Below are 25,084 nucleotides of genomic sequence, written 5' to 3' on the forward strand. Positions count from 1 at the left end.
GGGCCGCTCACGTCTCCGTGCGGTACATCAGGTCCGTCTCGTGGGTCGTGAAGCCGAGCCGCTCGTAGACCGCCACCGCGGCCGTGTTGTCCGCGTCGACGTAGAGCATCGCGGTCGGCAGGCCGCGCCCGGCGAGGTGGCGCAGGCCGATGGTGGTGAGGGACTTGCCGAGGCCGCCGCCCTGGGCGGCCGGGGAGACGCCGAGGACGTAGACCTCGCCCAGGCGTTCCTGGTCGTGGACCTTGGTCCAGTGGAAGCCGAGCAGTTCGCCGTCCCGCTCGGCGAGGAAGAACCCGGCCGGGTCGAACCAGGGCTGGGACGTGCGGTCGTCCAGGTCGCGCTGGGTCAGCGAGCCCTGTTCGGGGTGGTGGGCGAAGGCGGCCGCGTTCAGGGCGAGCCAGGCCGTGTCGTCCTGGCCGGGCACGAAGGCGCGGACCGTCACGCCCTCGGGGAGCTTCGGGTCGGGCAGGTCCAGGCCGGTCAACGGGCGGCGCATCTGCCGCAGTTCGCGGAACAGGGTGAGACCGAGCACCTGGGCGAGGTGGCGGGCCGCCGAGTGGCCGCCGTGGGCCCATACGCGCAGCCGCTTGCCGGAGACGGCGAGCAGCGTGGAGCCGAGCGCGCGGCCGTGGCCGTGGCCGCGGTGCGCGGGGTGGACGACGAGTTCCGCGGCCGGCGCCTCCACCGGGTCGGTGTCCTCCAGCTGGGCGTAGCCGACGAGTTCGTCGCCGACGGTCAGCAGCAGGTGGGAGACGCCTTCGCGGGCGCCGCCGCGGATCCTGATACGGCCCTGCTCGGACACCGGCTGCTGGCCGTCGGACCGGGCCGCCTCGTCCAGCAGTTCCAGCACGGCCTCGGCCTGGTCCGGGGCGAGCGCGGCGTAGGTGTCGATGGAGTGGGAGTGCAGGGTCGGCCGTGCGGTGTCGTCGCTGGTCATGCGTACGAGGGTACGGGGCCGGAGCGGCAAAGTGGCGGCAAGGGCGTAGGTAAAGGGCGGGGCAAAAGGAAACCAGATTTTAACCATGAAACCCCTGTTGTGCTACGCGCGTTGACCCTAACGTGCGCCGGACCGAGCCACTTATCAGCAGACCCACAGGGGGGTCCCATGCAAGCGAAGTCCAGACCGGCCGGGCGCCGCGCGTACGTTCTGCTCGCGTCCGCCGCCGGGCTCGCCACCGCCGCCGCGCTGGCGAGCGCGCTGCCTGCCGACGCGCACACCGGCGGGGGGCACGGGCAGCACGGCCCCAGCCGGTACCAGGACGTCCAGCTGCTCTCCTTCAACGACCTGCACGGCAACCTGGAGCCGCCGTCGGGCTCGTCGGGCCGGGTCACCGAGCAGCAGGCCGACGGCACGACGAAGACCGTCGACGCGGGCGGCGTGGAGTACCTCGCCACGCATCTGCGCGAGGCGCGCCGGGGCAACCCGTACTCCGTCACGGCCGCCGGCGGCGACATGGTCGGCGCCTCCCCGCTGATCTCCGGGCTCTTCCACGACGAGCCCACCATCGAGGCGCTCGACAAGCTCGACCTGGACGTGACGACGGTCGGCAACCACGAGTTCGACGAGGGCGCCAGGGAGCTGGCACGGCTGCAGAACGGCGGCTGCCACCCCACCGACGGCTGCTACACGGACAAGAAGTTCAAGGGTGCCGACTTCCCCTACCTGGCCGCCAACGTCCTCGACGAGAAGACGCAGCGGCCGATCCTGAAGCCGTACTGGGTGTGGAAGAAGAAGGACGTCAAGATCGGCTTCATCGGCGTCACCCTGGAGGGCACGCCCGGGATCGTCTCCGCCGACGGCGTCAAGGGCCTGGCGTTCAAGGACGAGGTCGAGACGATCGACAAGTACGCCAAGGTGCTCCAGCGCCAGGGCGTCCAGTCGATCGTGGCGCTGGTGCACGAGGGCGGCTTCCCGGCCTCGGCGAACTACAACTACGACTGCGACTCCCCGGGCGCCGGCAGCGGCATCTCCGGCCCGATCGTCGACATCGCGAAGAACGTGACGCCGGCCGTGGACGCGCTCGTCACCGGCCACACCCACACGGCGTACGTCTGCACGATCGACGACCCGGCCGGCCGGCCCCGCATGGTCACGTCCGCCGCCTCCTTCGGCCGTCTCTACACCGACACCACGCTGACCTACGACCGCCGTACCGGCGACATCGCGCGTACGGCCGTGAAGTCGGCCAATCACGTGGTCAGCCGGGACGTCGCCAAGGCGCCCGACATGACCGCGCTGATCAGCAGGTGGAACACGCTGGCCGCCCCGATCGGCAACCGCCCCATCGGCTACATCTCCGCCGACGTGAACAGCATCGGCACCGAGTCCCCGATGGGCGACCTGATCGCCGACGCGCAGCTGGCGTACGGCAGGAAGCTGGACCCTGAGACCGACCTGGCGCTGATGAACCCGGGCGGGGTGCGGGCCGGGCTGACCTACGCGGCCCAGGGGAGCGAGGGCGACGGCGTGGTGACCTACGCCGAGGGCTTCACGGTCCAGCCGTTCGCCAACACCGTGAACCTCCAGGACTTCACCGGCGCGCAGGTCCTCCAGGTGCTCAAGGAGCAGGTGAGCGGAGCCAACGCGGCCGCGCCGAAGATCCTGCTGCCGTCCTCGGGCCTCACCTACACGCTGGACCTGACGAAGACGGGCGCGGACCGGGTGGTCACCGGATCCGTGAAGCTGAACGGCACCGCCATCGACCCGGCGGCCACCTACCGCGTCGCCACCAACTCCTTCCTCGCGGGCGGCGGCGACGGCTTCACGACCCTCGGGCAGGGCACCGGTGACGTCGTCGGCAGCGACGACCTGACGGCCCTGGCGGACTACCTGACGGCCAACTCCTCGGCCTCGGCCCCGCTCGCGCCGCCGGCCGCGGACCGGATCACGGTCGTGCGGTAGCCGCGACCTCCGTACGGGCCCGGTGCGCACTCCGCGCGCCGGGCCCTTTCCCTCGGAATCCTCCGCCCCCTCCTCCGTCCCGCCGTGGCCTCAGTCGGTTCGCCCGGCCAGGGAACGGGGCGGTCTGGCGTTCCAGTGCCACTGGAGGACGGCCGTGAGTGCGGCGCCCGAGGCCACCGGAACGCACACCATGAGCAGGAAGGGGTGGCCCGTCCAGTCCCCGAACACCAGCGCCACGCTGACGACGAACATCACCAGCAGCATGGCGACCGCGCCGTACCAGCCCCACAGCAGCGCCTTGCGCCGCACCGCCCCGCGCAGGATGCGCCGCTCCACGTCCGGCCGCCGACCCCAGCTGAGGCTGCGCTGCGGTGCGGCGGCCAGGCACACCTCCGAGACCTCCGCGTAGGGGTCGGCCAGCTGCCAGTCGTCGAGGTGCGGGAGCAGGAAGCGCCGGCCCTCGAAGTCGTACAGGTAGGTGAACCAGCGGGGACCGTTGGCACCGGAGCCGCGCGGGAGCGGTTCGACCCGGATGTCGTACACCTCGGACCAGGCCCAGGTGCGGGTCCGCAGCGGCCGACGGGCGGTGATCCCGGCCCCGGTGACCCTGGTGTACGCCAGGTACTGCTCCAGCAGGACCCTGACCAGGGCCACGACGACCAGCAGGACCGTCACCGGCGGCGCCCACCGGGGCCCGCCGCCGCTCTCGTCCATGCGGGTCTGCGCGAGAGCGTTGAGCAACACGACCCCCAGCACGAGGAGATACGCCACGGGCGGCCTGCGCCGCTTGCGGTACTCCCGCTCGAACCCGCTCTCGTCCACGCCCGAACCCCTCCCCCGACGCACCGGACGGGTGCGCTGCTGGGGAGAGGATAAGCCGCCCGTGCAAGGGGTTTTCCGGCAGGCCGGAGGGCCGCTACGCGGTCTCCGGCGGCGGGACGGGCGCGCCCGGCAGACGGACGGTCGCCACCGTGCCGCCGCCGCTCGCGCGGGCCAGGGTCACCTCGCCGCCGGCCTGCTGGACGGTGCGGGCCACGATGGACAGGCCGAGGCCGGAGCCGGGGAGGGCGCGTGCGCTCGGGGAGCGCCAGAAGCGGTCGAAGACGTGCGGGAGTTCGTCCTCGGGGATGCCGGGACCGTGGTCGCGGACCGTGAGGACACCGTGGTCGAGTACGACGTCCACCGTGCCGCCCTCGGGGCTGAACTTCACCGCGTTGTCGAGGATGTTGACGAAGGCCCGCTCCAGGGCGGAGGGTTCGGCGCGCACGAACCACGGCTGCACGTCCGCCGTGATCTTCAGCTCCGGGCCGCGCAGGCGGGCGCGGCGCAGGGCCGCGTCGAGCGTGTCCTGGAGGGCGACCACCTGGACGCGTTCGCCGCGCTGGCCCTCCGAGCGGGACAGCTCCTGGAGGTCGCCGATCAGCGACGCCAGCTCCGTCATCTGCGCCTTCACCGACGCGAGCAGTGCCTTGCGGTCCGCGGGAGGGATCGGGCGGCCGGTCTCCTCGCTGCGGGTGAGCAGCTCTATGTTCGTGCGCAGCGAGGTGAGGGGCGTGCGGAGTTCGTGGCCGGCGTCGGCGATGAGCTGCTGCTGGAGCTCGCGGGAACTCGCCAGGGAGGTCGTCATCGAGTTGAACGACCGGGACAGGCGGGCGATCTCGTCGTCCGACTCGCCCTCCACGGGGATGCGGACGCTCAGGTCCTCGGTCCTGGCCACGTGTTCGACGGCCTCGGTGAGCTTGTCGACGGGCCGCAGCCCGGCGCGGGCGACGGCCAGTCCGGCGGCTCCGGCACCGACGACTCCGATACCGGAGACGAGGAGCAGGATGAGGGCGAGGTCCTTGAGGGTGTCCTGGGTGTTCCGCAGTGGTACGGCGATGATCAGGCCGACGTTGGGGCCCTGCTCTCCGATGCCGTTCTGAGTGGCCAGGGCCAGCGTCATCACGCGCAGCGCGTCGCCGTCCTCGTCGGTGCCGTTGCGGAAGGTGAGCCGGCGGAGGTCGCCGCCCTTGATGATGTCCAGGTCGGCGGAGGTGACCTTCACCTTGCCCGTGGAGTCCCCGAGCAGACAGACGGTGCCGTCCTGCGTGACCAGCTGGCCGTAGCTCGTCCGGAACCCCGGGGTCTTGGGCACGACGTCCGTGCAGTCGGCGAGCGTGCGGCCGAACTGCGTGGACTGGGCGACTCCGTGCAGCAGCCCCCTGCCGAGGTCGTTGTCCAGCTGCTCGTACAGCTTCCCCTGCACGATGAACCAGCACGTCACCGAGACCGCCGCCACCGCGAACGCGACCGCCGCCGCGACCAGCATCGACAGGCGGGCGCGGAGCGGGAGGGTGCGGAAGCGACGGGCGAGCCCGGTCACTCGGCGCCGCCCTGGCGCAGGACGTACCCGACGCCGCGCACGGTGTGGACGAGCCGGGACTCGTTGCCCGCCTCGGTCTTGCGGCGGAGGTACATGACGTAGACGTCGAGGGAGTTGGAGGAAGGCTCGAAGTCGAAGCCCCAGACGGCCTTGAGGATCTGCTCGCGGGTGAGGACCTGGCGTGGGTGGGCCATGAACATCTCCAGGAGCGTGAACTCCGTGCGGGTCAGTTCCACCGGCCGGCCGGCCCGGGTGACCTCGCGTGTCGCGAGGTCCATGCGCAGGTCGGCGAAGGTGAGCGCCTCGTCCTCCTGGCCGCCTTCGGTCATGCTGCCCGCGTAGGAGCTGCGGCGCAGGAGGGCACGGATACGGGCGAAGAGTTCGTCGAGTTCGAAGGGCTTGACCAGGTAGTCGTCCGCGCCGGCGTCGAGGCCGGTGACGCGGTCGCCGACGGTGTCGCGGGCCGTCAGCATCAGGATCGGAGTCGTGTCGCCCGCCCCGCGGATGCGGCGGGCCGCGGTCATGCCGTCCATCCGCGGCATCTGGATGTCGAGGACGATCAGGTCCGGCTTGTACGCCGTGGCCTTCTCCAGCGCGTCCGCCCCGTCGACGGCGACCTCGGTCTCGTACCCCTCGAAGGCGAGGCTGCGCTGGAGCGCTTCGCGTACGGCCGGTTCGTCGTCGACGATCAGGATGCGCTGGGGGTCACGGTCGCCTTCGGCGGGGCTCATCGCTCGCGATTCCTCGGGGTGTGGTGGTCCTGGGTGGGGCGGGTGCTCCTCAGCCTCGCATGTTTCCGGGCTGTCGGGTATGCACGCCGGTGGGGTGGTACGCCCCTAACCGCGTACCAGGGTCATGCGGCTCAGCGGCACCTTGCGCTGGTGCGTGCGGGCCGCGGTGACGCGCAGGCCCATCAGCTCCGGGGCCGGCACGATCTCCGGGACGCGCGGGGCCGGGGCCGGGGTGGCGGTCGGCGCGTTCAGCTCGTACGCCACCTCGAGGGCGAGGTCGAAGCCGGCCGGGTCGTCACCGCTGGTGTAGTGCATAACCTGCTCGATCATGACGTACTCCCTTGCGCTCGGTGTGCTGGTGGTGCCGTGCTTCAGCTGGTGGAGCCCGCCCGCAGCTTGGCCAGGTCGGACTTGACCGTGTTGATCGGGATGGCGAAGCCGAGGCCGACGCTGCCCGCGTCCGACGAGGACGAGGAGGAGGCGGAACTGGCCGAGTACATGGCCGAGTTGATGCCGATGATGGTGCCGCCGGCGTCGATCAGCGCGCCGCCGGAGTTGCCGGGGTTCAGCGAGGCGTCGGTCTGGATCGCCTTGTAGGTCGTCGTGGACGAGCCCGTGTCGCCGTTGAACTGCCGGCCGCCGAAGGAGAACGGCCACTGGCCGTCGCCGCCGCCCTGGCTCTGCTGGTCCTGGCCCTCGTCGGTGGAGACGGTCACGTCCCGGTCGAGCGCGGAGACGATACCGCTGGTGACGGTGCCGCTGAGGCCCTCGGGGGAGCCGATGGCGACGACCGTGTCACCGACCTGGACGCCGTTGGAGTTGCCCAGGGTGGCGGCCTTGAGGCCGGAGGCGCCCTGGAGCTTGACGAGGGCGAGGTCCTTGGTGCTGTCGGTGCCGACGACCTCGGCGGTGTAGGTCTTGCCGGTGCTGGTCGTCGCCTTGATCGACTGGGCGCCGGAGATCACGTGGTTGTTGGTCACGATCTCGCCGTTGCCGCTGATGACGACGCCCGCGCCGGTGGAGGTGCCGTTGTCGAGGGTGGCGGTGATCTCCACGACGCTCGGGCTGACGGCCGCGGCGATGGTGGCGACGTCGCCCTTCTTGCTGGAGGGCACCACGCTGGTGGTGGTGGAGGAGGAGGAGACCGTGTCGTTCCTGCCGGCCAGCTCCTGGAAGGCGTAGGCCGTGCCGCCGCCGACGGCCGCCGCGACGATCGCCACCGCGGCGAGCAGAGCTATCGGGCCCCGGGTCCGCTTCCGCTCGGCGTGGGCCGGGTGCGTCTCCGGGACGGTGGCCTGCGGCGTCGGCTGGTAGGCCGGCGGCGGGGGCCACTCCGGGTTCACGGGAGCGGAGGCGTGCTGCTGCTGGGGGTACGCGCCCTGGTAGGCGTCACCCTGGGGACCCTGGGGGTTCTCGTACTCGCCGCTGCGGCGGGGGCTCTCGGTCATGACATTTAGCTTGTCCCGTGACCATGAGAGCTTCCTGAGGGCCCGCTGAGAACGCCGCGAGAACCGCGTTTGCCCGATATAAGGAACCTTCTCGCAGGTCGGGCCGGTCTCTCAGAAACCGTTCATCAAGGCTTCGTGGCGGGCTGCGGCCCCTTCAGGGGCGCGGGGAACTGCGCGAACGGCCCCCACCGGGCCGCGGCCGAAGAACTGCCCGCGGCCGAAGAACTGCCCGCGGCCCAAGAACTACCCGCGGCCCAAGAACTACCCGCAGCCGCAGGACCCCCGCACCACCAACCGCGAGGGAAACGTCTTCAGCCGCTCCCGGCGCGACCCCGCCACCCGCAGTCCGTCGTCAAGGACCAGGTCCACCGCCGCACGTGCCATCGCCGGCCGGTCCGACGCGATCGTCGTCAGCGGCGGATCCGCGAGCGCCGCCTCCTTGATGTCGTCGAAGCCGGCCACCGCCAGCTCTCCCGGCACCTCGATGCGCAGTTCGCGGGCCGCGCGCAGCACGCCGATCGCCTGGTCGTCGGTGGAGCAGAAGATGGCCGGCGGCCGGTCGGGGCCGGCCAGCATCTCCAGGGCCACCCGGTACGCGTCGTACCGGTTGTACGGCGCCTCGACCAGCCGGCCCTCCGTGGGCAGGCCCGCCTCCGCCATGGCCCGCTTCCAGCCCTCGACGTGGTCGGAGACCGGGTCGCCGACGGCCGGGGTGTCGGCGGTGCCGCCCATGCAGGCCACGTACTCGTAGCCGTGCTCCAGCAGGTGCCGGACGGCGAGCTGGGCGCCGCCCAGGTCGTCCGTCACCACGGCCACGTCGTCGATCGCCTCCGGCCGCTCGTGCAGCAGCACCACCCGGGCGTCCCAGGCGTCTATCTCGGCGGCGGCCAGGTCGTTCAGGGCGTGGGAGACGAGGATGAGGCCCGAGACCCGCATCCCGAGGAACGCGCGCAGGTAGTGGACCTCGCGTTCGCCCACGTAGTCGGTGTTGCCGACCAGGACCATCTTCCCGCGCTCGGAGGCGGCCTGTTCCACGGCGTGCGCCATCTCCCCGAAGAAGGGCTGGCGGGCGTCGGGGATGATGAGGCCTATGAGGTCCGTGCGCCGGGACGCCATCGCCTGGGCGACCCGGTCCGGCCGGTACCCCAGTTCCTTGATCGCGGCGAGGACGCGCTCGCGCGTGGCCGGTGCGACCGGCCGGGGTCCGTTGTTGATGACATAACTGACCACGGCGGTCGAAGTTCCCGCCAGCCGCGCCACATCATCCCGAGTCACCTTGGCCACGCGCGGAGTCTACGCGGATGGACCCGCTCTGGGCAGGGAAAACCGGAGGCCGGCTTGCGGAAGCAATGCCCCGTCCGGGCGGCGGTCATGCCGTCGCCCGACCGCCATTACGCCTCCGCCGGCACCTCTGCCGCGTCCACGGCCGCCGAAGCGTCCGCATCCTCCGGCTTTGGACCCTCGGCGCGTGCCCTGGACCCGTCGCCGACGCGCTCGCCCCGGTCGCCCTTCTCCGGGGTAACGAATCGATAACCGACGTTCCGGACGGTCCCGATCAAGGACTCGTGCTCGGGGCCGAGTTTCGCGCGCAGCCGTCGTACGTGCACGTCGACGGTCCGGGTGCCGCCGAAGTAGTCGTACCCCCAGACCTCCTGCAGCAGCTGTGCACGTGTGAACACCCGGCCGGGGTGCTGGGCGAGGTACTTGAGGAGCTCGAACTCCTTGAAGGTGAGGTCGAGGACCCGTCCCTTCAGCTTGGCGCTGTAGGTCGCCTCGTCCACCGAGAGGTCGCCGTTGCGGATCTCCATCGGCGAGTCGTCGTTGACGATCTGCTGGCGGCCCATGGCGAGCCGCAGCCGGGCCTCGACCTCGGCGGGTCCCGCGGTGTCGAGGAGCACGTCGTCGATGCCCCAGTCGGCGGTGACGGCGGCGAGGCCGCCCTCGGTGACGACCAGGATCAGCGGACAGCCGGGTCCGGTCGAGCGGAGCAGCTGGCAGAGGCTGCGGACCTGCGGGAGGTCGCGGCGGCCGTCGATCAGGATGACGTCGGCGCCGGGGGTGTCGACGAGGGCGGGGCCCTCGGCGGGGGCGACCCGCACATTGTGCAGGAGCAGCCCGAGCGCGGGCAGTACTTCTGTCGACGGCTGGAGGGCGTTGGTCAGGAGCAGCAGAGAACTCATACGACTGGTTCCTCCTCGGTCCCTGCGAGGACTGTGTGCAATGACACTGCGCTGCGCTCCCGAGCCCCCGTACGTCCGCGGTCACCTGGAGGTTCCCGCTTTGTATACAGAGCTTCCGAAAGCACAAAAGGACCCGGTGGCGGCGCTGCCCGAGTCCTCTGCACAGCAGAATAGCCCACATGAGCAACGGTCCGGCAGGTCATGTGGCACGTTCCGTCATTCGTCCGAACTGTGAGACGAGCAGAAGCGCCCCTATCCGGACGTTTCTGCGCACGGAAGACGGGATTTCCATCGATTCCGTATACGATCCCGCCTCCGTTGTATACGACGGCTCCCGGCCACCTTCCCGTGACCTGGTGTTCGTCCTGGCCCACGGCTTCACCGGCGACGTGGACCGGCCGCATGTTCGACGGGTGGTGGCCGCGCTGAACCGGTTCGCCCCGGTGGTCAGCTTCTCCTTCCGGGGCCATGGCCGCTCCGGCGGCCGCACCACGGTCGGTGACCGGGAGGTCCTCGACCTGGCGGCGGCGGTGCGCTGGGCGCGCGGCCTCGGGCACGACCGGGTGGTGACCGTCGGTTTCTCGATGGGCGGCTCCGTGGTGCTGCGGCACGCGGCGCTCGACGCCGCGGGGGCGGACGCCGTCGTCTCCGTGTCCTCGCCGGCCCGCTGGTACTACCGCGGCACCGCCCCGATGCGCCGCGTGCACTGGCTCGTCACCCGTCCGGCGGGCCGGCTGGTCGGCCGCTACGGCTTCCGCACCCGTATCCACCACCGCGACTGGAACCCGGTGCCGCTCTCCCCGGTGCAGGCGGTGCCGCGGATCGCCCCCACGCCCCTGCTGATCGTGCACGGCGACAGCGACGGCTACTTCCCGGTCGACCACCCCCGGATGCTCGCCGACGCCGCGGGTGACGCGGCCGAACTCTGGCTGGAACCGGGCATGGGCCACGCCGAACACGCCGCGGACGACCGGCTGCTCGCCAGGATCGGCGACTGGGCGGTTTCCCGGGCGGGCTAGCCTGAGCCCGTACAGCCACACAGCCGATCGAATGTTCCCACCGGTTCCCGCCGAGTCTTCAGAGGAAGCTGATGCCCAAGGTCACGGTGCGCTACTGGGCCGCCGCGAAGGCCGCGGCCGGCGTCGCCGAGGAGCCGTACGACGCGGACACCCTCGCCGAGGCGCTGGACGCGGTGCGTGCGCGACACCCCGGAGAACTCGCGCGCGTTCTGCGGCGATGCTCCTTCCTCGTCGACGGTGACCCCGCGGGGACGCGCGAACATGAGACGGTACGGCTGGCCGAGGGCGGCACGGTCGAGGTGCTCCCGCCGTTCGCAGGAGGGTGAGCGAGACCGATGAGCAACCAGCCGTACGAGGGCTACGACCCGTACCAGCAGCCTCCCGCCCAGCCCCAGTGGGGCTACGAGGAGCAGCAGTACGCCACGCAGCAGTGGCAGGGCCAGACCTGGGAGACGCAGACGCACGCACCGGTGCAGGCGGCCCAGCCGCCGGCGGCCGAGACGGCGTACCTGCCCCAGTCGGCGTATCCGCCGGCCCAGCAGCAGCCTCCGGTCCAGCAGCAGCCCGGCCACGTCCAGCAGCCGCAGCAGCCGGTGCACACACCGCCTCCGGCCGCCGGGGCGGGTCCCGGCGAGTCCGGCAGCGGCTACGGTCCCGCCACCCTGGCCGGCAACGCGCGCGTCACCGACGCGCAGCGGGCCCGCCTGGAGGGCCGCTCGCCCGTCATCGAGCCGGGGATGCAGCCGGCCCTGCTGACGGGCCTGCTGGGCCTGCTGCTGGCGGTGGCGGCGCCGGTCTCCCCGTATGTCCTGGCGGTCCCGCTGGTCGTCCTCCAGGCGGTGACGGCGGCGGGCTGGTTCCGGCTGAACGGCATGTGGCCGGCCCGGCAGGGCATCGCCCTCGCCTTCCTGGGCGCGCTGGCGGCGGACGCCGCGGTCCTGGTGGCCGGCCGTGACCAGGCGCCGGCGGCGATCCTCGGCCCGCTGGGCATCTGGGTCCTGCTCTCCCTGGTCCTCCAGCTGCGCTCGCACGCGGACCCCGACACCCGGATGTACGGCCTGATGGCCACGGTCGCCGCCTCCGCGCTGGCGATCATCGCGACCGGTTTCCTCGGCGCCGACCCGGACGCGGCGTCGGTGGGCGCGGCGGCGGTCGCGGTGGCGGTGGTGGCCCGCGCGCTGCCGCTGCCCACGGCGGCCTCGGTGGCCGTGTCGGTGCTGGCCGCGACCGGAGCGGGCATCGCGGTGGGCGGCATGACCGGAGTGGGCACCAAGGGCGCGCTGATCGGGGCCGGGGCCGCGGTGTGCGCGCTGGCCGGTCACCGTGCGGCGAGCTACGACTATCCGTCGCGGTTCGTCCACTTCACGGCGGGCGTGGCACTGCCGCTGGCGGCGGCGGCCCCGGCGGTGTGGATCCTGGGGCGCTAGCGGCGCCTGTCACAGGTGTTCGACAAAGTCCCGGTCGGCGTCCGTGGCGGGGTTAGCGTGAACCCGTCGTTATCGAACGCCGACCCGGGGGACCCCATCACCATGCGAGCCCTGCGTATCTTCCTGATCGTCGTCGTGATCCTCGGCGTGCTCTTCGTGGTCGTGGACCGGGTGGCCGTGCACTTCGCCGAGGGCGAGGCCGCCGGCAAGCTGAAGACGACGGAGGGCCTGGCGAGCGACCCCGACGTCTCCATCGAGGGGTTCCCGTTCCTCACCCAGGTCGCCGGCGGCACGCTGGACGACGTGCGGGTCGGCATCAAGGACTACGACGCCAGCACCGGTACGGCGGGCAGGACGATCCGGATCCAGGACCTGAAGGCCGACATGAAGGGCGTCACCTTCACCGGCGACTACAGCTCCGCCACCGCGCGGACCGCCACCGGCAGCGCGCTCATCCCCTACGCCGAACTGCTGAAGAACGTGGACACCGAGCCCACCGACCTCGGTCTCGGGTTCACCGGCAGGGTCGTGGGCCTCGCCGACGGCGGCAACGGCAAGATCAAGGTCACCCTCGACATCACCGTCCCCGGCGTGAACGCGCACCAGAAGGTGGACCTCGTCAGCACGGTCGCCGTCAAGAACGACTCCGTGCAGGTGCACGCCGACAACCTGCCCAAGCTGGCCGGGGTCAGCCTGATCGAGGACCGGTTCCGGCAGGCGTCCGACTTCCAGCAGGCGATCGACAAGCTGCCCGGCGGCATCCGGCTGGACAAGGTGGAGGCCGCGGCCGACGGTGTGGAGATCGGGGTGACGGGTTCGAACGTCCGGCTGGCCGGGTAGAAGGCGGCTCGGCGGCGACCGGCGGCACCTGTCCATCTGCCGAGACGAAGGCGTCCGTACCGCAGAAGCGACACCCGTCGCGATGCGGCCGCCGCGGCCCGGTCACGCCTCGGGGCCGTTGTGCGTCCCACAATCCGGACGATCGTGTCTCATCATGCGACATGCCGGTGACATGCCCGGTCATCCGTCCCTACGATCGAGCCCATGAAGCGTCAGGCGGATCTCACGAAGCGGCGGGCAGTCGACCTGTGCCGCGTCGCCGCCATGCTCTGTCGCCCCTTCTGACGGTGGAGGCCGCTGCCTCCGCATCCCCCCTGCCCTCCCTTGCCGAGGGACCCGTGCGCGCGTCCGCGCGCGCACCCCGCACTCGCACGCACCGCCGCACCTGCCCCGGAGGAGAACGAGCATGAGCCGCAGCGACGTCCTGGTCGACGCCGATTGGGTCCAGGACAACCTGGACAACGCCGACATCGCGATCGTGGAGGTGGACGAGGACACCTCCGCCTACGACAAGAACCACATCCGTGGCGCGATCCGCATCGACTGGACCAAGGACCTGCAGGACCCGGTCCGCCGCGACTTCATCGACCAGGAGGGCTTCGAGAAGCTCCTGTCGGCGAAGGGCATCGGCAACGACACCCTGGTGATCCTGTACGGCGGCAACAACAACTGGTTCGCGTCCTACGCCTACTGGTACTTCAAGCTCTACGGCCACGAGAACGTCAAGCTTCTCGACGGCGGCCGCAAGAAGTGGGAGCTGGACGCCCGCGAGCTGGTCGAGGAGGTCCCGGAGCGCACCGAGACCACCTACACCGCCAAGCCGCAGAACACCGCGATCCGTGCCTTCCGCGACGACGTCGTGGCCGCCATCGGCAGCCAGAACCTCGTCGACGTGCGGTCCCCCGACGAGTTCTCCGGCAAGCTGCTCGCCCCGGCCCACCTGCCGCAGGAGCAGTCCCAGCGTCCGGGCCACGTCCCGTCCGCCCGGAACATCCCGTGGTCGAAGAACGCCAACGACGACGGCACCTTCAAGTCGGACGACGAGCTCAAGGAGCTGTACGCCGCCGAGCAGGTGGACCTCGCCAAGGACACCATCGCCTACTGCCGCATCGGCGAGCGCTCGGCGCTGACCTGGTTCGTCCTGCACGAGCTGCTCGGTGTCGAGAACGTTAAGAACTACGACGGCTCCTGGACCGAGTACGGCAGCCTCGTCGGCGTCCCGATCGAGCTCGGCGCCGCCAAGTAAGCCCCGCCCTTTCAAGACCTCTGGAGTTTCGGTATGTGTGGAGCGAAGGCCGGCGGCCCGGACGCCTCGACGATCAAGCCCGGTGAGACCACGATCCAGGGGCAGGTGACGAAGGACGGCGAGCCCGTGGTCGGCTACGTCCGCCTGCTCGACTCGACCGGCGAGTTCACCGCGGAGGTCCCGACCTCCGCCACCGGACAGTTCCGCTTCTACGCGGCGGAGGGCACCTGGACCGTCCGCGCCCTCGTCCCCGGCGCCACCGCCGACCGCACGGTCGTCGCCCAGCAGGGCGGCCTGGCCGAGGTCGCGATCGCCGTCTGACCTGCCGGACGGACACGAGGGCCGCACCTGGGGACCGAGGACCCGGGGTGCGGCCCTTCGCCGTGTCCGCCCGCCCGGCCTACCCTGGATGCATGCTGGCCCGGCGGCGTCGCGTCTACTTCGTCATGATGGGGATCTGCATCGGTCTCTTCGTCCTGGCCTGGGGAGTCGTGCGCATCTGGTCGGTCCCGGCCGCCGTGGGAATGTGCGTGGTGGCCATGGTCATCCCGCCCGTCGCCGCGATGGTCGCGAACCGCCGGGGCCCGGACGACCGCTGGTGGGACGACCCGTCCGGCGATCCCAAGTCCGACGAGTGGTGGGACGAACTGGACGGGAAGAAGCGCCCCCGCTCCTGAGGCCCGACCGTCGCGGCCTACCGGAACGCCCCGGCGTTGCGCCGCGCCCACGCGGCGAAGGTCCCGGGCGCGCGGCCGAGCACGTCCTGGACGTCCGGGCTGAGCCGCAGCTCGGCCGCGGTCGGCTCGCCGAGCACCGCCAGCGTCGTGTCCACCACCGCCTCCGGCATGAACGCGGCCATCCGGGCGCGCGCCGCGTCCCGGGTCAGCTCCACGAACCGCACCGGCTCGCCGAGGGCCGCACCGATGGCCGCCGCCTGCTGCCGGGGCGTGACGGCCGCGGGTCCGGTCAACTCGTAGGTCCGGCCGGTGTGTTCGTCCTTGCGCAGCGCGACCGCGGCGACCTCCGCGAGGTCCGCCGGGTCGACCACGGGAATCCCGACGTCACCGAACGGCGCGGCCACGGTCCGCTCGGCGCGCACCGAACCGGCCCACGCGAAGGCGTTGGACGCGAAGCCACCGGCCCGCAGGACCGTCCAGGCCAGGCCCGATCCGCGCACCGCGTCCTCGACCGCCCGCATCGCTCCGCCGTGCGAAGGCGACTGCGGCCTGGTCACCACGGCCTGCGAGGAGAGCAGCACCACCCGCGCCACTCCGGCGTCCCGGGCGACCGCCAGCACCGCCCGCGCGTCGAGCCCGTGCCCGCCGGTGCCGCCGTCGTGCAGGAACAGCGCCCCGGCGCCGTCGAGCGCGGGCCGCAGGCTCTCCGGCTCGGCCAGATCGGCCCGCACCCGCACGACCCCGTCCGGCAGCTCCGCCGAGGCGATCCCCCGGGACACCGCCGTCACCCGTTCCCCGGTCCGCGCCAGGGCCGCCACCAGCGACCGGCCCACGTTCCCGGTCGCACCCGTCACCACGATCATGTCCAACTCCCGTACTCTCCGGTGGTCTTCCGCGACGACGGCGACGCTAACAGGGTCGGTATAGTAGGTACCCAGAGGAAAGTGACTACCTCGGAGGGGTGTGGCTCATGACGGCCCGGACCCGGCGCCCGGCGCCCGACGCCCTGTCCGACCCGGAGCTGGCCTGCCCGGTCTCCCCGGTCGTGGACATCGTGTTCAGCCGGTGGACCACGCCGATCCTCTGGTCCCTGCACACCTTCGGCCGCCAGCGGTTCGTCCAGCTGGAGCGGCGGATCAAGGGCATCACGCCGAAGGTGCTCACCCAGCGGCTGCGCCGGCTGGAACGGGACGGGCTGGTCGTACGCACCTACTATCCCGAGGTGCCGCCGCGCGTCGAGTACGAGATCAGCGACCTCGGTGCCACCCTGGCCCCGCTCTTCGCCCACCTCGCCGCATGGGGCGGCGACCACCTCGACCACGTCGAGGCGGCCCGGCAGCGATACGACGACGCGGGCTCCCCGCGCGCCTAGGACCTGTCTGACCATTCCCGTCTGCCGGGCGACGACGGGAATGGTCAGACAGGCCCTAGTAGACGAGCGCCTGCGTCCCCTCGGCCATCGCCTCCTGCACGAAGACCTGCGCACCCGCGATCCGCACGCCCTCGACGACGTCCTTCTCCGTGATGTCCCGGCGTGCCGCGCACTGCGTGCAGAGCGTGAGCGTGCCGCCCGCCAGGATCGAGTCGAGCAGGTCGGGCAGCGGAGCGGCGTGCGGCAGCTCGAACTCGGCGGCCCGCCCCGGCAGCGCGAACCACGCGGACTCCCCGGTCAGCCACATCGACACCTCGACGCCGCTGGCGACGGCCACCGCCGCCACCGTGAACGCCTGCGAGCACCGCTCCGGGGCGTCCGCCCCGGCCGTCACCTTGATCACGAGCTTTTTCGCCATGCGTGCAGGGTAATCGGCCGCGTCATGGCTGGTGCTGCACGCGCTGGTGCTGCCGCAGCAGCACGTTCGCGTCGGTGGCCGCGCTGTGGTCGAAGGCGGCCAGCGCCGCCTTCCTGCGGTCGCCGAGTTCCGCGCACGCCGCACAGCCGGGAACGGGCTGGGGCGGCCGGCTCAGGTCGTCGGGCCCCGACGGCACGCCCCACGTGCTGCGGTCGTTCGCCGCGCGTACGCCGGCACGGAGGCGTTCTCTGTCGGTGGCGGGGCGCAGCGCCGCCGGGTCGGCCTGCCACTCCCTGCCGCCGCCGACGGGCCGCAGCATCGCGTACGGCCCCGACCGGTCCCGGTACTCGCCGACCTGGTCGGTGGCGGTGTCGTAGAACAGGGTTCCGGGCTCCATGGCATTTGCTCCTTTCGTCCAACATCTATACGAAATGCGCCAGTTGGACTACTCTGGGTATCGAGGCTGCTACGAGCATGGCCCGGAGGTGGGGTAGGCACGCCGATGGTGAGCGGTTCTTCCCCGTCTGGCGGCGCTAATTCCACAAATTCCATGGCGTACCAGGGAGGGGCGCGGTGCCGCAGAGGCGGGTGGTGACGGGGCGCAGTCAGGAGCCCAGGCAGCGGTTCGCGGAGGAGTTGCGGCACCTGCGGGCGGAGAAGGCGGTGAGCCTGCGCGAGCTGGCCGAGGAACTGGGCTGGGACGCCTCCACCTTCGGCAAGATGGAGAGCGGGCGGAGCCTCGGCAGCCCCGAGATCGTCGAGGCGCTCGACCAGTACTACGGGACGCCGGGGCTGTTGCTGGCCCTGTGGGAACTGGCGGTCGGCGACCCGTCCCAGTTCAAGGAGCAGTACCGGCGGTACATGATGCTGGAGGCCGAGGCGGTGAGCCTGTGGCAGTACTCCGTGAGCCGGCCTCCGGGGCTGCTCCAGACGGCCGGATACGTGCGGGAGGCGCTCACCGCCGGTGGCCTGGTGGACGAGGAACTGGACCAGCAGATCGAGGCGAGGATCGGGCGTCGAAACGTGCTGGAGGGGCCGGACGCCCCGCACTTCCGGGTCATCCTCTTCGAGGCGGTGCTACACAACTCGCTTCGTGATCCGCGGGATTGGCGTGCCCAGCTGGAGTACCTGGCGGAGACGGCGAAGCGCCCGAACATCACCTTGCACGTGCTGCCGTTCGGCACCGGTCTGCACGGCCTGGACAGCACCGACACCATGTTTCTCCGGCTGTCGGACGGCCGTACCGTCGCGTATGCCGAGAACGACGTACGAGGCGAACTCATCGAAGAATCGGGCAAGGTCGAGCGCCTGCACCGCACTTATGATGACGTACGTGACCTGGCTCTGACGCCTGCCGAGTCGCGGACGTTCATCTTGCGAATGTTGGAGGAAGCGCCGTGCGAGCCATCGACCTGAGCAGCATGACGTGGCGCAGGAGCAGCTACAGCAACTCCGACGGCGGCAACTGCCTCGAAGTCGCCCCCGGCCTCCCTTCCCTCGTCCCCGTCCGTGACAGCAAGGACCCCTCTCGCGGGGCCCTCGTCTTCGAGGCCGCCGCCTGGGCGGCCTTCGTGGCCGGGGTCAAGCGCTGAGGTAGGCCTCCACCGCCACCTGGACGAACGGCCGCAGCAGTGGATTGGCGTCTCCGGCGACCCACGCCACCACCACCCGGCTCGGCCGCATGTCCACGACCGGCACCGTCACGAGCCCGGCGCCCGGTTCGTGGCCGGTCGTCGTCATGCCCACCGTGCCGTTCCACAGCACCGCCTGCCGGCATTCCTGGACCGCCCGCACCACCGGCCCCTCCCGTTCCGTCCCGCCGTTCCAGTACGACTGCCAGCGGCTGTCCGTGCCCGCCGGGAACCGGAACCACTGCCGGTCCGCGAGGTCGGCCAGCGTCAGGCTCTCCCGGCGGGCCAGCGGATCGTCGGCGCGGAGCAGCGCACCCACCGGGTCGGCCCGCAACTGCCGCACCACCAGGCCCGTTTCGTCGAAGGGCGCACGGGTCAGCGCGACGTCCACGAGTCCGGCGTGCAGCCCGCAGGTGGGGTCGGTGAGGTCGGTCTCGCGGATGCTGATCCCGACGCCCGGGTGACGGTCGCGGTAGGCGCGGGCCAGCCGGCGCACACCCGGATCCGTGCTGTCGCCGAGGAGGCCGACGGTGAGCGTGGCGGCACCGGCCGCCGTGGCGACCCGTACCCGCAGCCGCTCCGCCCGGTCGAGGAGGACACGGGCCTCGTCGAGCAGCACGGCTCCGACGGCGGTGAGGGTGACACCGGCCGGGGACCGCTCGAAGAGCGCCGCGCCGATCTCGCTCTCCAGCCCCTTCACCGCGCGGCTCAGCGGCGGCTGGCTCATGTGGAGCCGCGCGGCGGCCCGGCCGAAGTGGAGTTCCTCGGCGACGGCCACGAAATAGCGCAGCGTCCGCAGCTCGATCCGCTCCATACGGCCACGATACCGATCGGGTATCGAGGCGGCGGAACAGGTCTTGGACAGCCGTACCGTCCCGGCCGTCGAATCGAGGCATGACGACCCACGACCACCACGCCGACCCCGCCGTATCGATCGTCGGCCCGGACGACGGCGAGGTCCTCGTCCTCGGCGCCACGCGGATGCGCGTCCTGGAGGACGGCCGGACCACGGGCCACCGGCTCGGCATCGCCGAGTCCGTGCTCGCGCCGCGCACCCCCGGACCGCCGCAGCACCGGCACGCCCGGCACGACGAGGGCTTCTACGTCGTCTCCGGATCCGTGCGGTTCACGGTCGGGGAGGACGAGCACGACGCCACCGCGGGCACCCTGGTGATGGTGCCGCCCGGCGCCCCGCACTCCTTCGCCAACGTCACCGACGAACCGGCCGTCCTGCTCAGCACGTTCACGCCCGACCTGTACGTGCAGTACTTCCGGGACCTGCGGGACCTCTTCGCGACCGGGGAGCCGACCCCGCGGGCGAGCGCCGAGGTGATGAGCCGGTACGCCACCGAGCCCGCCTCATGAACGTCGCGTACGGGATCGTCGCCGGTCCGCTCGCGCTGTTCTACCTCTACGCGGGCGGGCTGAAGGCCGTACGGAGCCGGGAGCGGCTGCGGCCGATGATGGCGTGGGTGGACGGCATGCCGATGGCGGCCGTGCGGGCGCTCGGCGCCGTGGAACTGCTCGGCGCCCTCGGGCTGCTGCTCCCGCGCCTGACCGGCGTCGCGCCCCGGACGGCCGTGGCGGCGGCGGTCGGGCTCGCGGTCCTCCAGCTCGGTGCGATCAGGGTGCACGTGCGGATGGGGGACCGTCAGGTGGCCCTCAACGGGGCGCTGCTGTGCACGGCGGCGGCTGCCGTCTGGCTCGCCGCGGTGTCCTGATCGTAATTAATCGTTGTACAACTCAGTGTGTCTGCCATGAGTCTCCTGTGGCGCGCGGATCAAGGAATCCGCGCGCCCGTTTCCACTGGGGGATCCACTTGGACGCGCCAGACACACCACCCGCAGACGTTCCACCTGAAAGACCCGGGCCACGCCGTCTCACCGGCGTGCTCGTCGCCACCGCCGCCGTGCTCGGCGTCGTGGCCGGGGCCTGCGTCGGCTACCTGATCCAGGCCGACCGCGAGCCCACCGCCCTGCCGCCGCTGTCCCAGCCGTCCGTCGCGCAGGCGAAGGGGCCCGGCCCCGAGCCGCTGTCGGCCGCGCAGGACCGCGAGGTCAAGGTCGACGGCGACCTGCGCAAGCTGCTGCTCGCCAAGCCGACCCGGGCGCGCAAGGCGCTGATCCCGGTCGGCAGCGGCGGGTGGATGGACGCGAGCGAGTACGCGGAGTCGTACAAGAGCCCGGCCGGTGCCTTCCGCAGGCTGATCGGCGCGCGGGAGTTCCGCCGGGCCGCCGTGGTCAGCTGGCGGGAGGGCCAGGATCTCAACGTCGAGATCCGGCTGGTCCAGTACCGCCAGGAGCAGACGGCCACGGAGGCCGCCGACGCGGCGGACAGCGCGTACTTCTACGCCGAACCGGACGGCGACCACACCACCGACAGCTGGCCGGTACCCGGCACGGGGGACGGCATGGCCTACGTCCACACCAAGCCCGACACCTCCTACGGCGTCGGCCTGTACTCCGCCGAGGCGCACGCGTGGCGCGGGGACGTCGCCATGGAGATCTGGATGTACGACACGAAGCCGATCCCGAAGTCGAAGGTGCTGGATCTGGCGAAGCGGCAGATGGAGCGGCTGTGACCGAGAACCCCGAGATGCCCGCGGTCCCCGCGCCCGCTCCCTCTCCCGCGTCGGACTCCGGCACCATCCAGCCTCCCGCCACCGAGGTCCCGGCTGAGCCCGCCCCTGAACCCACCGGGGAACCCGTCGCGGAGACCACCGCCGCCGATCCGGTGCCGGACGCGCCGAAGCGGCCGCGTGACCGCCGGCGGATCGCCGTCGTCGGCGGGGTCGGTGTGCTCGTCGTCGCGATGCTGGCCGGGATCACCTGCACCGCCGTGGCCGTGCAGGGCGCGGACCGTGACGCCGGTGCTCCCGTGTGGCGCCTACCCAAGGCCGCTGAGGCGACGAAGCCGGCCGGCGACAGCGGACTCCAGGGCATGCTGCTGCCCTACAGCACCCTCCACCAACGAGGCCCGGACATGGCCCAGTTCGGGTCGGACGTAGCGCTTTCCGGTGAGCAGGCGGCTCTGCTGCGCAAGGAGTCGATCAAGGATCTGCCGCGCTTGCAGCGGCAGCGGATGGAGCGGCAGATCGACCGGAACCCGGTCAAGGGCATGGCGATGCGCAGCTACATGAACTACGGGACGGGCGGCACCGAGTACACGGTGGAGATCGATCTGGCCCAGATGGGCAACCAGCGGACCGTCCGTTCCGTGGCGGCCCTCCAGAACGAGTTCCTCGACACGCTGAAGGTGCTGCGCAAGGGCCCGGAGATCAAGGGCTACAAGGACTCGGCCTCCTGCTTCCTGCCGGTCGCCGACTCCGCCGAGAAGCTCGACATGATGTTCTGCACCGGCTACGTGGGCGACGTCCTGATCACCGCCACGGCGATCGCGGGCAAGCCGCTGGACAAGGACAACGCGGCGAGCATGCTCCGCGCGCAGTTCGACCGCATCAAGCAGCCGGGAGCATCGGTATGACCACGGACACGAACCACCCGGAGACCTCCCCGGCTTCCGCGGACCCGGCGGCTTCCCTGGATCCGGCGGCTCCCGTGGCTCCGGCGGCTTCCGTGGACCCGGCGGCTCCAGCGGCTTCAGTGGATCCGGCGGCTCCCGTGGACCCGGCGGCCCCCGTGGAACCCCCCGCCGTCGCCGAGCCGGTCCCCGACGAATCGGCGTCGCAGGCGCCGAAGAAGGATCGCCGCGTGCTGCGGGCCGCACTCCGCTGGGTCTCCGTCGTCGCCGTCTTCGCGGTCTCCGGTGCCGGGACCGCCTACGGCATCACCCGGCTCGACCGGACGGACGTACCCGGCCTGGCCACGCACTCGGACGGCCGCTGGGCCTACCCCACGCTCGTGCGGCCGCCGCTGCCGTCCGGGAGCCCGGGGCCCAACGACGAGGCCCGCAACCCGGCCGGAACGCACTTCGCCGATCTGCGCGCACTCGTCCTGCCGGAGCCGAAGGGCGCGACCGCCGACGCGGCGCTCAAGGGGACCGACGGATGGCTCGCCACCGGGACGTTCCTCAAGGAGTTCGCCGTGTCGACGGAACGCAAGGACGTCGGGCAGCGGCTCACCGACAACGGGCTGCGCCACATCGCGGCCCGCGGCTGGACGACCGCCGACGGCACGCACACCCGCGTCTACCTGCTCCAGTTCGACACCGCGGCGGTCGCCGAGCACATGCTCAGCGACGAGCTGACGTCGTTCGAGGCGCCGATGTACCGGATCAGGGGCGGCGAGACCTACGAGCTCGACCCGGACTTCCCGTCGGCCGCCCGGGTGGACGACGTGCACGCGACCGCGATCCGGGAGGCCAAGCCCTACGGCGCCGAGCAGGTCCGCGAGGCCTACCTGACGTCAGGCGACGCCCTCGCCCTGATCGTCCAGTCCAGGAAGGGCCTCGCACCCGCCGTCCCCTTCCAGCAGACGGTGGCGCTGCAGAGCGAACTGCTGGACTGACCTCGCCAGGAGTCCCGGGCCCCGGCCGCGTAAGCTGGGGCCCGGCTCTTGTACGTACGCCCACCCTCGCTCAAGGAGCACTCGTGGAGATCTTCTTCGAAACCCTGCTGGTCCTGGTCTGCGTCGGCGTCATCGCCTTCGCCGGACTGACCGTGAAGAAGCTGTACCAGGGCCAGCGCTGATCCCCACCGTCTAGGAACCGCCGCCATGATCGAGATTCCGTCCGACCTGCACAAGGACCTGGTACCGCTCGCCTTCCTGCTGGGCAAGTGGGCCGGCGCCGGCGTCCACGACTTCCCCGGCTCGGAGAAGTGCAACTTCGGCCAGGAGGCCAGCTTCAGCCACGACGGGCGTGACTTCCTGGAGTACCACTCCCAGACCTGGGTGCTGGACAACGACGGGAACAAGGTCCGCCCGCTGGAGACCGAGCACGGCTTCTGGCGCATCGACGCCGACCGCAGGGTCGAGGTCACCATGACCCGCGACGACGGCGTGATCGAGATCTGGTACGGCGAGATGGCCGACAAGAAGCCCCAGATCGACCTGGTCACGGACGCCGTGGCCCGCACCGCCGCCTCCGCCCCGTACACCGGCGGCAAGCGCCTGTACGGCTACGTCAAGAGCGACCTGATGTGGGTGGGGGAGAAGCAGACCCCCGAGGTCGAGCTGCGCCCGTACATGTCCGCGCACCTGAAGAAGGTCGTCACCCCGGAGGAAGTCGAACGCTGGGCGAAGGCCCTGCCGAGCGACATGCCGGACGACGGCATCGCCTTCTTCAAGTAGCCGCCAAGTGGTCGCCGCCGAGTGGTTCTAGACTTTCGGTGTGGTGAGCATCGACTGGAAGAGCGACCTAAGGCAGCGCGGCTACCGGCTGACGCCGCAGCGGCAACTCGTGCTCGAAGCCGTCGACAGCCTCGAGCACGCGACTCCCGACGCCATCCTCGGTGAGGTGAGGAAGACCGCGTCGGGAGTCAACATCTCGACGGTGTACCGGACCCTCGAGCTCCTGGAGGAGCTGGGTCTGGTCAGCCATGCCCATCTCGGGCACGGTGCGCCGACGTATCACCTCGCCGACCGGCACCACCACATCCACCTGGTCTGCCGCGACTGCGAGAACGTGATCGAGGCGGACGTGGCGGTGGCCGCGGAGTTCACCGCCAAGCTGCGCCGGGAGTTCGGCTTCGAGACCGACATGAAGCACTTCGCGATCTTCGGCCGCTGCCAGGACTGCGCGCGCGGGAGAACCAAGCCCGCAACCGTCCAGACTTCAATTACCGAGTCGTAGGCTTAGTCATATGAAGAGCCCCCTGCTGTCCCTGCCCGGCGCCGTGCCCGCCGAGGGCGTGGACGAAGGCGTCGCCGCCCACTACGGCGACCTGTTCCGCGAGCAGCGCGCCCTCGCCGACGGCGCCGGTTTCGTCGACCTCTCCCACCGGGGCGTGGTGGCCGTCACCGGTGACGACCGGCTGAGCTGGCTGCACCTCCTGCTCACCCAGCACGTCAGCGAGCTGCCCGTCGGCGAGGCCACCGAGGCGCTGGTCCTCTCCGCCAACGGCCACATCGAGCACGCGCTGTACCTGGTCGACGACGGCACGACGGTCTGGGCCCACGTGGAGCCCGGCACCGCTCCGGCGCTGATCGCCTACCTGGAGTCGATGAAGTTCTTCTACCGGGTGGAAGTCGCCGACCGCACCGACGAGTTCGCCGTCGTGCACCTCCCGGCCGGCTCGATCGCCGAGCCCCCGGACGGCTCCGTCGTGCGCGAGACGCCGTACGGCCGTGATCTCTTCCTGCCCCGCGCCGAGCTGGAGTCCTTCGCCGGGAAGGCGGGCCCGGCGGCCGGCCTGCTGGCGTACGAGGCGCTCCGGGTGGAGAACCACCGCCCGCGCCTCGGCTTCGAGACCGACCACCGCACCATCCCGCACGAGCTCGGCTGGATCGGCAGCGCGGTGCACCTGCAGAAGGGCTGCTACCGGGGCCAGGAGACCGTGGCCCGGGTGCAGAACCTCGGCAAGCCGCCGCGCCGGCTGGTCTTCCTGCACCTGGACGGCAGCGACGTGCACCTGCCGCCGCCCGGCACCGAGATCCGGCTGGCCGACGACGGCGAGGACGGCCGCAGGATCGGCGTCGTGACGACCTCGGTCCGCCACCACGAGCTGGGCCCGGTGGCCCTGGCGCTGGTCAAGCGCAACGTCCCGGTGGACGCCCGGCTGATCGCCGGAGACACCGCCGCGGCGCAGGAAGTGATCGTCGAACCGTAGGCACGACCGCCGGACCGCACGGAATCCCGGATCCCGTGCGGTCTCCGGGTATTCGCGCAAGCACCCTGCGAGATATGCCGTTGACACTCCATAATTGGCAACGG

Annotated in this window: 32 protein-coding genes; 20 read left to right on the top strand and 12 right to left on the bottom strand. The window is 71.5% G+C overall.

Annotation, left to right across the window (positions count from 1 at the left end):
* Positions 1–7 precede the first annotated feature (7 nt).
* Positions 8–937, bottom strand: coding sequence for a mycothiol synthase (gene mshD / locus ACIRQ9_RS11340; RefSeq protein ID WP_404170031.1), 930 nt, complete (start codon positions 935–937; stop codon positions 8–10).
* Positions 938–1,105: 168 nt separating this feature from the next.
* Here mshD and ACIRQ9_RS11345 point away from each other — a divergent pair, with 168 nt between their 5' ends.
* Positions 1,106–2,902 (top strand): bifunctional metallophosphatase/5'-nucleotidase, encoded by a 1,797-nt coding sequence (locus ACIRQ9_RS11345; protein WP_404170034.1) that lies wholly within the window; start codon positions 1,106–1,108, stop codon positions 2,900–2,902.
* Between the two features lie 90 nt (positions 2,903–2,992).
* Here the strand turns inward: ACIRQ9_RS11345 and ACIRQ9_RS11350 are convergent, their stop codons facing one another.
* From ACIRQ9_RS11350 to ACIRQ9_RS11380, 7 genes are all read right to left on the bottom strand, one after another.
* Complete coding sequence (locus ACIRQ9_RS11350) at positions 2,993–3,724, bottom strand: PH domain-containing protein (protein WP_404170037.1); 732 nt, start codon at positions 3,722–3,724, stop codon at positions 2,993–2,995.
* A gap of 94 nt (positions 3,725–3,818) precedes the next feature.
* Positions 3,819–5,264 carry a sensor histidine kinase gene (locus ACIRQ9_RS11355; RefSeq protein ID WP_404170040.1) on the bottom strand — a complete coding sequence of 482 codons (1,446 nt, stop codon included), beginning with the start codon at positions 5,262–5,264 and terminating at the stop codon, positions 3,819–3,821.
* Entirely contained in the window at positions 5,261–5,995 is a 735-nt protein-coding gene (locus tag ACIRQ9_RS11360; protein ID WP_404170043.1) for a response regulator transcription factor, read from the bottom strand. The genes ACIRQ9_RS11355 and ACIRQ9_RS11360 overlap by 4 nt, the downstream gene beginning before the upstream one ends.
* Before the next feature lie 105 nt (positions 5,996–6,100).
* Entirely contained in the window at positions 6,101–6,325 is a 225-nt protein-coding gene (locus ACIRQ9_RS11365) for a hypothetical protein (protein ID WP_351328394.1), read from the bottom strand.
* Positions 6,326–6,366: 41 nt separating this feature from the next.
* Positions 6,367–7,443 (bottom strand): S1C family serine protease, encoded by a 1,077-nt coding sequence (locus ACIRQ9_RS11370; RefSeq protein ID WP_404170047.1) that lies wholly within the window; start codon positions 7,441–7,443, stop codon positions 6,367–6,369.
* A gap of 261 nt (positions 7,444–7,704) precedes the next feature.
* Positions 7,705–8,727 carry a LacI family DNA-binding transcriptional regulator gene (locus ACIRQ9_RS11375; RefSeq protein ID WP_404170050.1) on the bottom strand — a complete coding sequence of 341 codons (1,023 nt, stop codon included), beginning with the start codon at positions 8,725–8,727 and terminating at the stop codon, positions 7,705–7,707.
* A gap of 107 nt (positions 8,728–8,834) precedes the next feature.
* A complete protein-coding gene (locus ACIRQ9_RS11380; protein ID WP_404170053.1) occupies positions 8,835–9,623 on the bottom strand; it encodes a response regulator transcription factor in 789 nt (262 codons plus the stop codon).
* A gap of 179 nt (positions 9,624–9,802) precedes the next feature.
* Between ACIRQ9_RS11380 and ACIRQ9_RS11385 the strand changes: the two genes are divergently transcribed.
* The 8 genes from ACIRQ9_RS11385 (at position 9,803) to ACIRQ9_RS11420 (ending at position 14,832) form a co-directional block, all read left to right on the top strand.
* Positions 9,803–10,642, top strand: coding sequence for an alpha/beta hydrolase family protein (locus ACIRQ9_RS11385; protein WP_404170056.1), 840 nt, complete (start codon positions 9,803–9,805; stop codon positions 10,640–10,642).
* 71 nt (positions 10,643–10,713) lie between these two features.
* Positions 10,714–10,968 carry a MoaD/ThiS family protein gene (locus ACIRQ9_RS11390; protein WP_351328385.1) on the top strand — a complete coding sequence of 85 codons (255 nt, stop codon included), beginning with the start codon at positions 10,714–10,716 and terminating at the stop codon, positions 10,966–10,968.
* Positions 10,969–10,977: 9 nt separating this feature from the next.
* Positions 10,978–12,069, top strand: a complete 1,092-nt coding sequence (locus ACIRQ9_RS11395; RefSeq protein WP_404170059.1) for a hypothetical protein — start codon at positions 10,978–10,980, stop codon at positions 12,067–12,069.
* A 102-nt stretch (positions 12,070–12,171) separates the two neighbouring features.
* Positions 12,172–12,909: a DUF2993 domain-containing protein gene (locus ACIRQ9_RS11400; protein ID WP_404170062.1), complete on the top strand. Its 738-nt coding sequence runs from the start codon at positions 12,172–12,174 to the stop codon at positions 12,907–12,909.
* Positions 12,910–13,113: 204 nt separating this feature from the next.
* Positions 13,114–13,194, top strand: a complete 81-nt coding sequence (locus ACIRQ9_RS11405; RefSeq protein ID WP_350751515.1) for an Ms5788A family Cys-rich leader peptide — start codon at positions 13,114–13,116, stop codon at positions 13,192–13,194.
* 121 nt (positions 13,195–13,315) lie between these two features.
* Positions 13,316–14,155: a sulfurtransferase gene (locus ACIRQ9_RS11410; protein ID WP_404170065.1), complete on the top strand. Its 840-nt coding sequence runs from the start codon at positions 13,316–13,318 to the stop codon at positions 14,153–14,155.
* A 33-nt stretch (positions 14,156–14,188) separates the two neighbouring features.
* Positions 14,189–14,476, top strand: coding sequence for a DUF1416 domain-containing protein (locus tag ACIRQ9_RS11415; protein ID WP_003991226.1), 288 nt, complete (start codon positions 14,189–14,191; stop codon positions 14,474–14,476).
* 92 nt (positions 14,477–14,568) lie between these two features.
* Complete coding sequence (locus ACIRQ9_RS11420; protein ID WP_351328377.1) at positions 14,569–14,832, top strand: DUF3099 domain-containing protein; 264 nt, start codon at positions 14,569–14,571, stop codon at positions 14,830–14,832.
* A gap of 17 nt (positions 14,833–14,849) precedes the next feature.
* On the opposite strand, the gene ACIRQ9_RS11425 is transcribed toward ACIRQ9_RS11420, so the two are convergent.
* Complete coding sequence (locus ACIRQ9_RS11425; RefSeq protein ID WP_404170069.1) at positions 14,850–15,695, bottom strand: SDR family oxidoreductase; 846 nt, start codon at positions 15,693–15,695, stop codon at positions 14,850–14,852.
* A 107-nt stretch (positions 15,696–15,802) separates the two neighbouring features.
* On the opposite strand from ACIRQ9_RS11425, the gene ACIRQ9_RS11430 reads away from it, so the two are divergent.
* The gene (locus tag ACIRQ9_RS11430) at positions 15,803–16,204 is read left to right on the top strand and encodes a winged helix-turn-helix transcriptional regulator (protein WP_404170072.1); all 402 of its coding nucleotides are present in this window, start codon (positions 15,803–15,805) and stop codon (positions 16,202–16,204) included.
* A gap of 55 nt (positions 16,205–16,259) precedes the next feature.
* Here ACIRQ9_RS11430 and ACIRQ9_RS11435 read toward each other — a convergent pair whose 3' ends face one another.
* Complete coding sequence (locus ACIRQ9_RS11435) at positions 16,260–16,622, bottom strand: DsrE family protein (RefSeq protein ID WP_404170075.1); 363 nt, start codon at positions 16,620–16,622, stop codon at positions 16,260–16,262.
* Between the two features lie 22 nt (positions 16,623–16,644).
* A complete protein-coding gene (locus ACIRQ9_RS11440) occupies positions 16,645–17,019 on the bottom strand; it encodes a hypothetical protein (protein WP_404170078.1) in 375 nt (124 codons plus the stop codon).
* A 176-nt stretch (positions 17,020–17,195) separates the two neighbouring features.
* On the opposite strand from ACIRQ9_RS11440, the gene ACIRQ9_RS11445 reads away from it, so the two are divergent.
* Both ACIRQ9_RS11445 and ACIRQ9_RS11450 read left to right on the top strand, forming a co-directional pair.
* Entirely contained in the window at positions 17,196–18,038 is an 843-nt protein-coding gene (locus ACIRQ9_RS11445; RefSeq protein ID WP_404170081.1) for a helix-turn-helix domain-containing protein, read from the top strand.
* Positions 18,020–18,214 carry a DUF397 domain-containing protein gene (locus ACIRQ9_RS11450; protein ID WP_404170084.1) on the top strand — a complete coding sequence of 65 codons (195 nt, stop codon included), beginning with the start codon at positions 18,020–18,022 and terminating at the stop codon, positions 18,212–18,214. Before ACIRQ9_RS11445 ends, ACIRQ9_RS11450 begins: the two co-directional genes overlap by 19 nt.
* Here the strand turns inward: ACIRQ9_RS11450 and ACIRQ9_RS11455 are convergent.
* Entirely contained in the window at positions 18,204–19,058 is an 855-nt protein-coding gene (locus ACIRQ9_RS11455; RefSeq protein WP_404170892.1) for a LysR substrate-binding domain-containing protein, read from the bottom strand. The genes ACIRQ9_RS11450 and ACIRQ9_RS11455 overlap by 11 nt on opposite strands.
* Before the next feature lie 89 nt (positions 19,059–19,147).
* Here ACIRQ9_RS11455 and ACIRQ9_RS11460 point away from each other — a divergent pair, with 89 nt between their 5' ends.
* The 8 genes from ACIRQ9_RS11460 to ACIRQ9_RS11495 all read left to right on the top strand — a co-directional run bounded on the left by ACIRQ9_RS11460 (position 19,148) and on the right by ACIRQ9_RS11495 (position 24,980).
* Entirely contained in the window at positions 19,148–19,618 is a 471-nt protein-coding gene (locus tag ACIRQ9_RS11460) for a cupin domain-containing protein (protein ID WP_404170087.1), read from the top strand.
* Positions 19,615–19,974 carry a DoxX family protein gene (locus tag ACIRQ9_RS11465; RefSeq protein WP_404170090.1) on the top strand — a complete coding sequence of 120 codons (360 nt, stop codon included), beginning with the start codon at positions 19,615–19,617 and terminating at the stop codon, positions 19,972–19,974. The genes ACIRQ9_RS11460 and ACIRQ9_RS11465 overlap by 4 nt, the downstream gene beginning before the upstream one ends.
* A 167-nt stretch (positions 19,975–20,141) precedes the next feature.
* Entirely contained in the window at positions 20,142–20,834 is a 693-nt protein-coding gene (locus ACIRQ9_RS11470; protein WP_404170092.1) for a hypothetical protein, read from the top strand.
* Positions 20,831–21,736, top strand: coding sequence for a hypothetical protein (locus ACIRQ9_RS11475; protein ID WP_404170095.1), 906 nt, complete (start codon positions 20,831–20,833; stop codon positions 21,734–21,736). Before ACIRQ9_RS11470 ends, ACIRQ9_RS11475 begins: the two co-directional genes overlap by 4 nt.
* Before the next feature lie 155 nt (positions 21,737–21,891).
* Positions 21,892–22,719: a hypothetical protein gene (locus ACIRQ9_RS11480; protein WP_404170098.1), complete on the top strand. Its 828-nt coding sequence runs from the start codon at positions 21,892–21,894 to the stop codon at positions 22,717–22,719.
* Positions 22,720–22,926: 207 nt separating this feature from the next.
* Complete coding sequence (locus ACIRQ9_RS11485; protein ID WP_404170101.1) at positions 22,927–23,502, top strand: FABP family protein; 576 nt, start codon at positions 22,927–22,929, stop codon at positions 23,500–23,502.
* A gap of 40 nt (positions 23,503–23,542) precedes the next feature.
* Complete coding sequence (locus ACIRQ9_RS11490) at positions 23,543–24,004, top strand: Fur family transcriptional regulator (protein ID WP_404170104.1); 462 nt, start codon at positions 23,543–23,545, stop codon at positions 24,002–24,004.
* A 10-nt stretch (positions 24,005–24,014) separates the two neighbouring features.
* Positions 24,015–24,980 carry a YgfZ/GcvT domain-containing protein gene (locus tag ACIRQ9_RS11495; protein ID WP_404170107.1) on the top strand — a complete coding sequence of 322 codons (966 nt, stop codon included), beginning with the start codon at positions 24,015–24,017 and terminating at the stop codon, positions 24,978–24,980.
* Positions 24,981–25,084: the final 104 nt, after the last annotated feature.

Source organism: Streptomyces sp. NPDC101237 (assembly GCF_044767465.1).
Classification (GTDB): domain Bacteria; phylum Actinomycetota; class Actinomycetes; order Streptomycetales; family Streptomycetaceae; genus Streptomyces; species Streptomyces gramineus.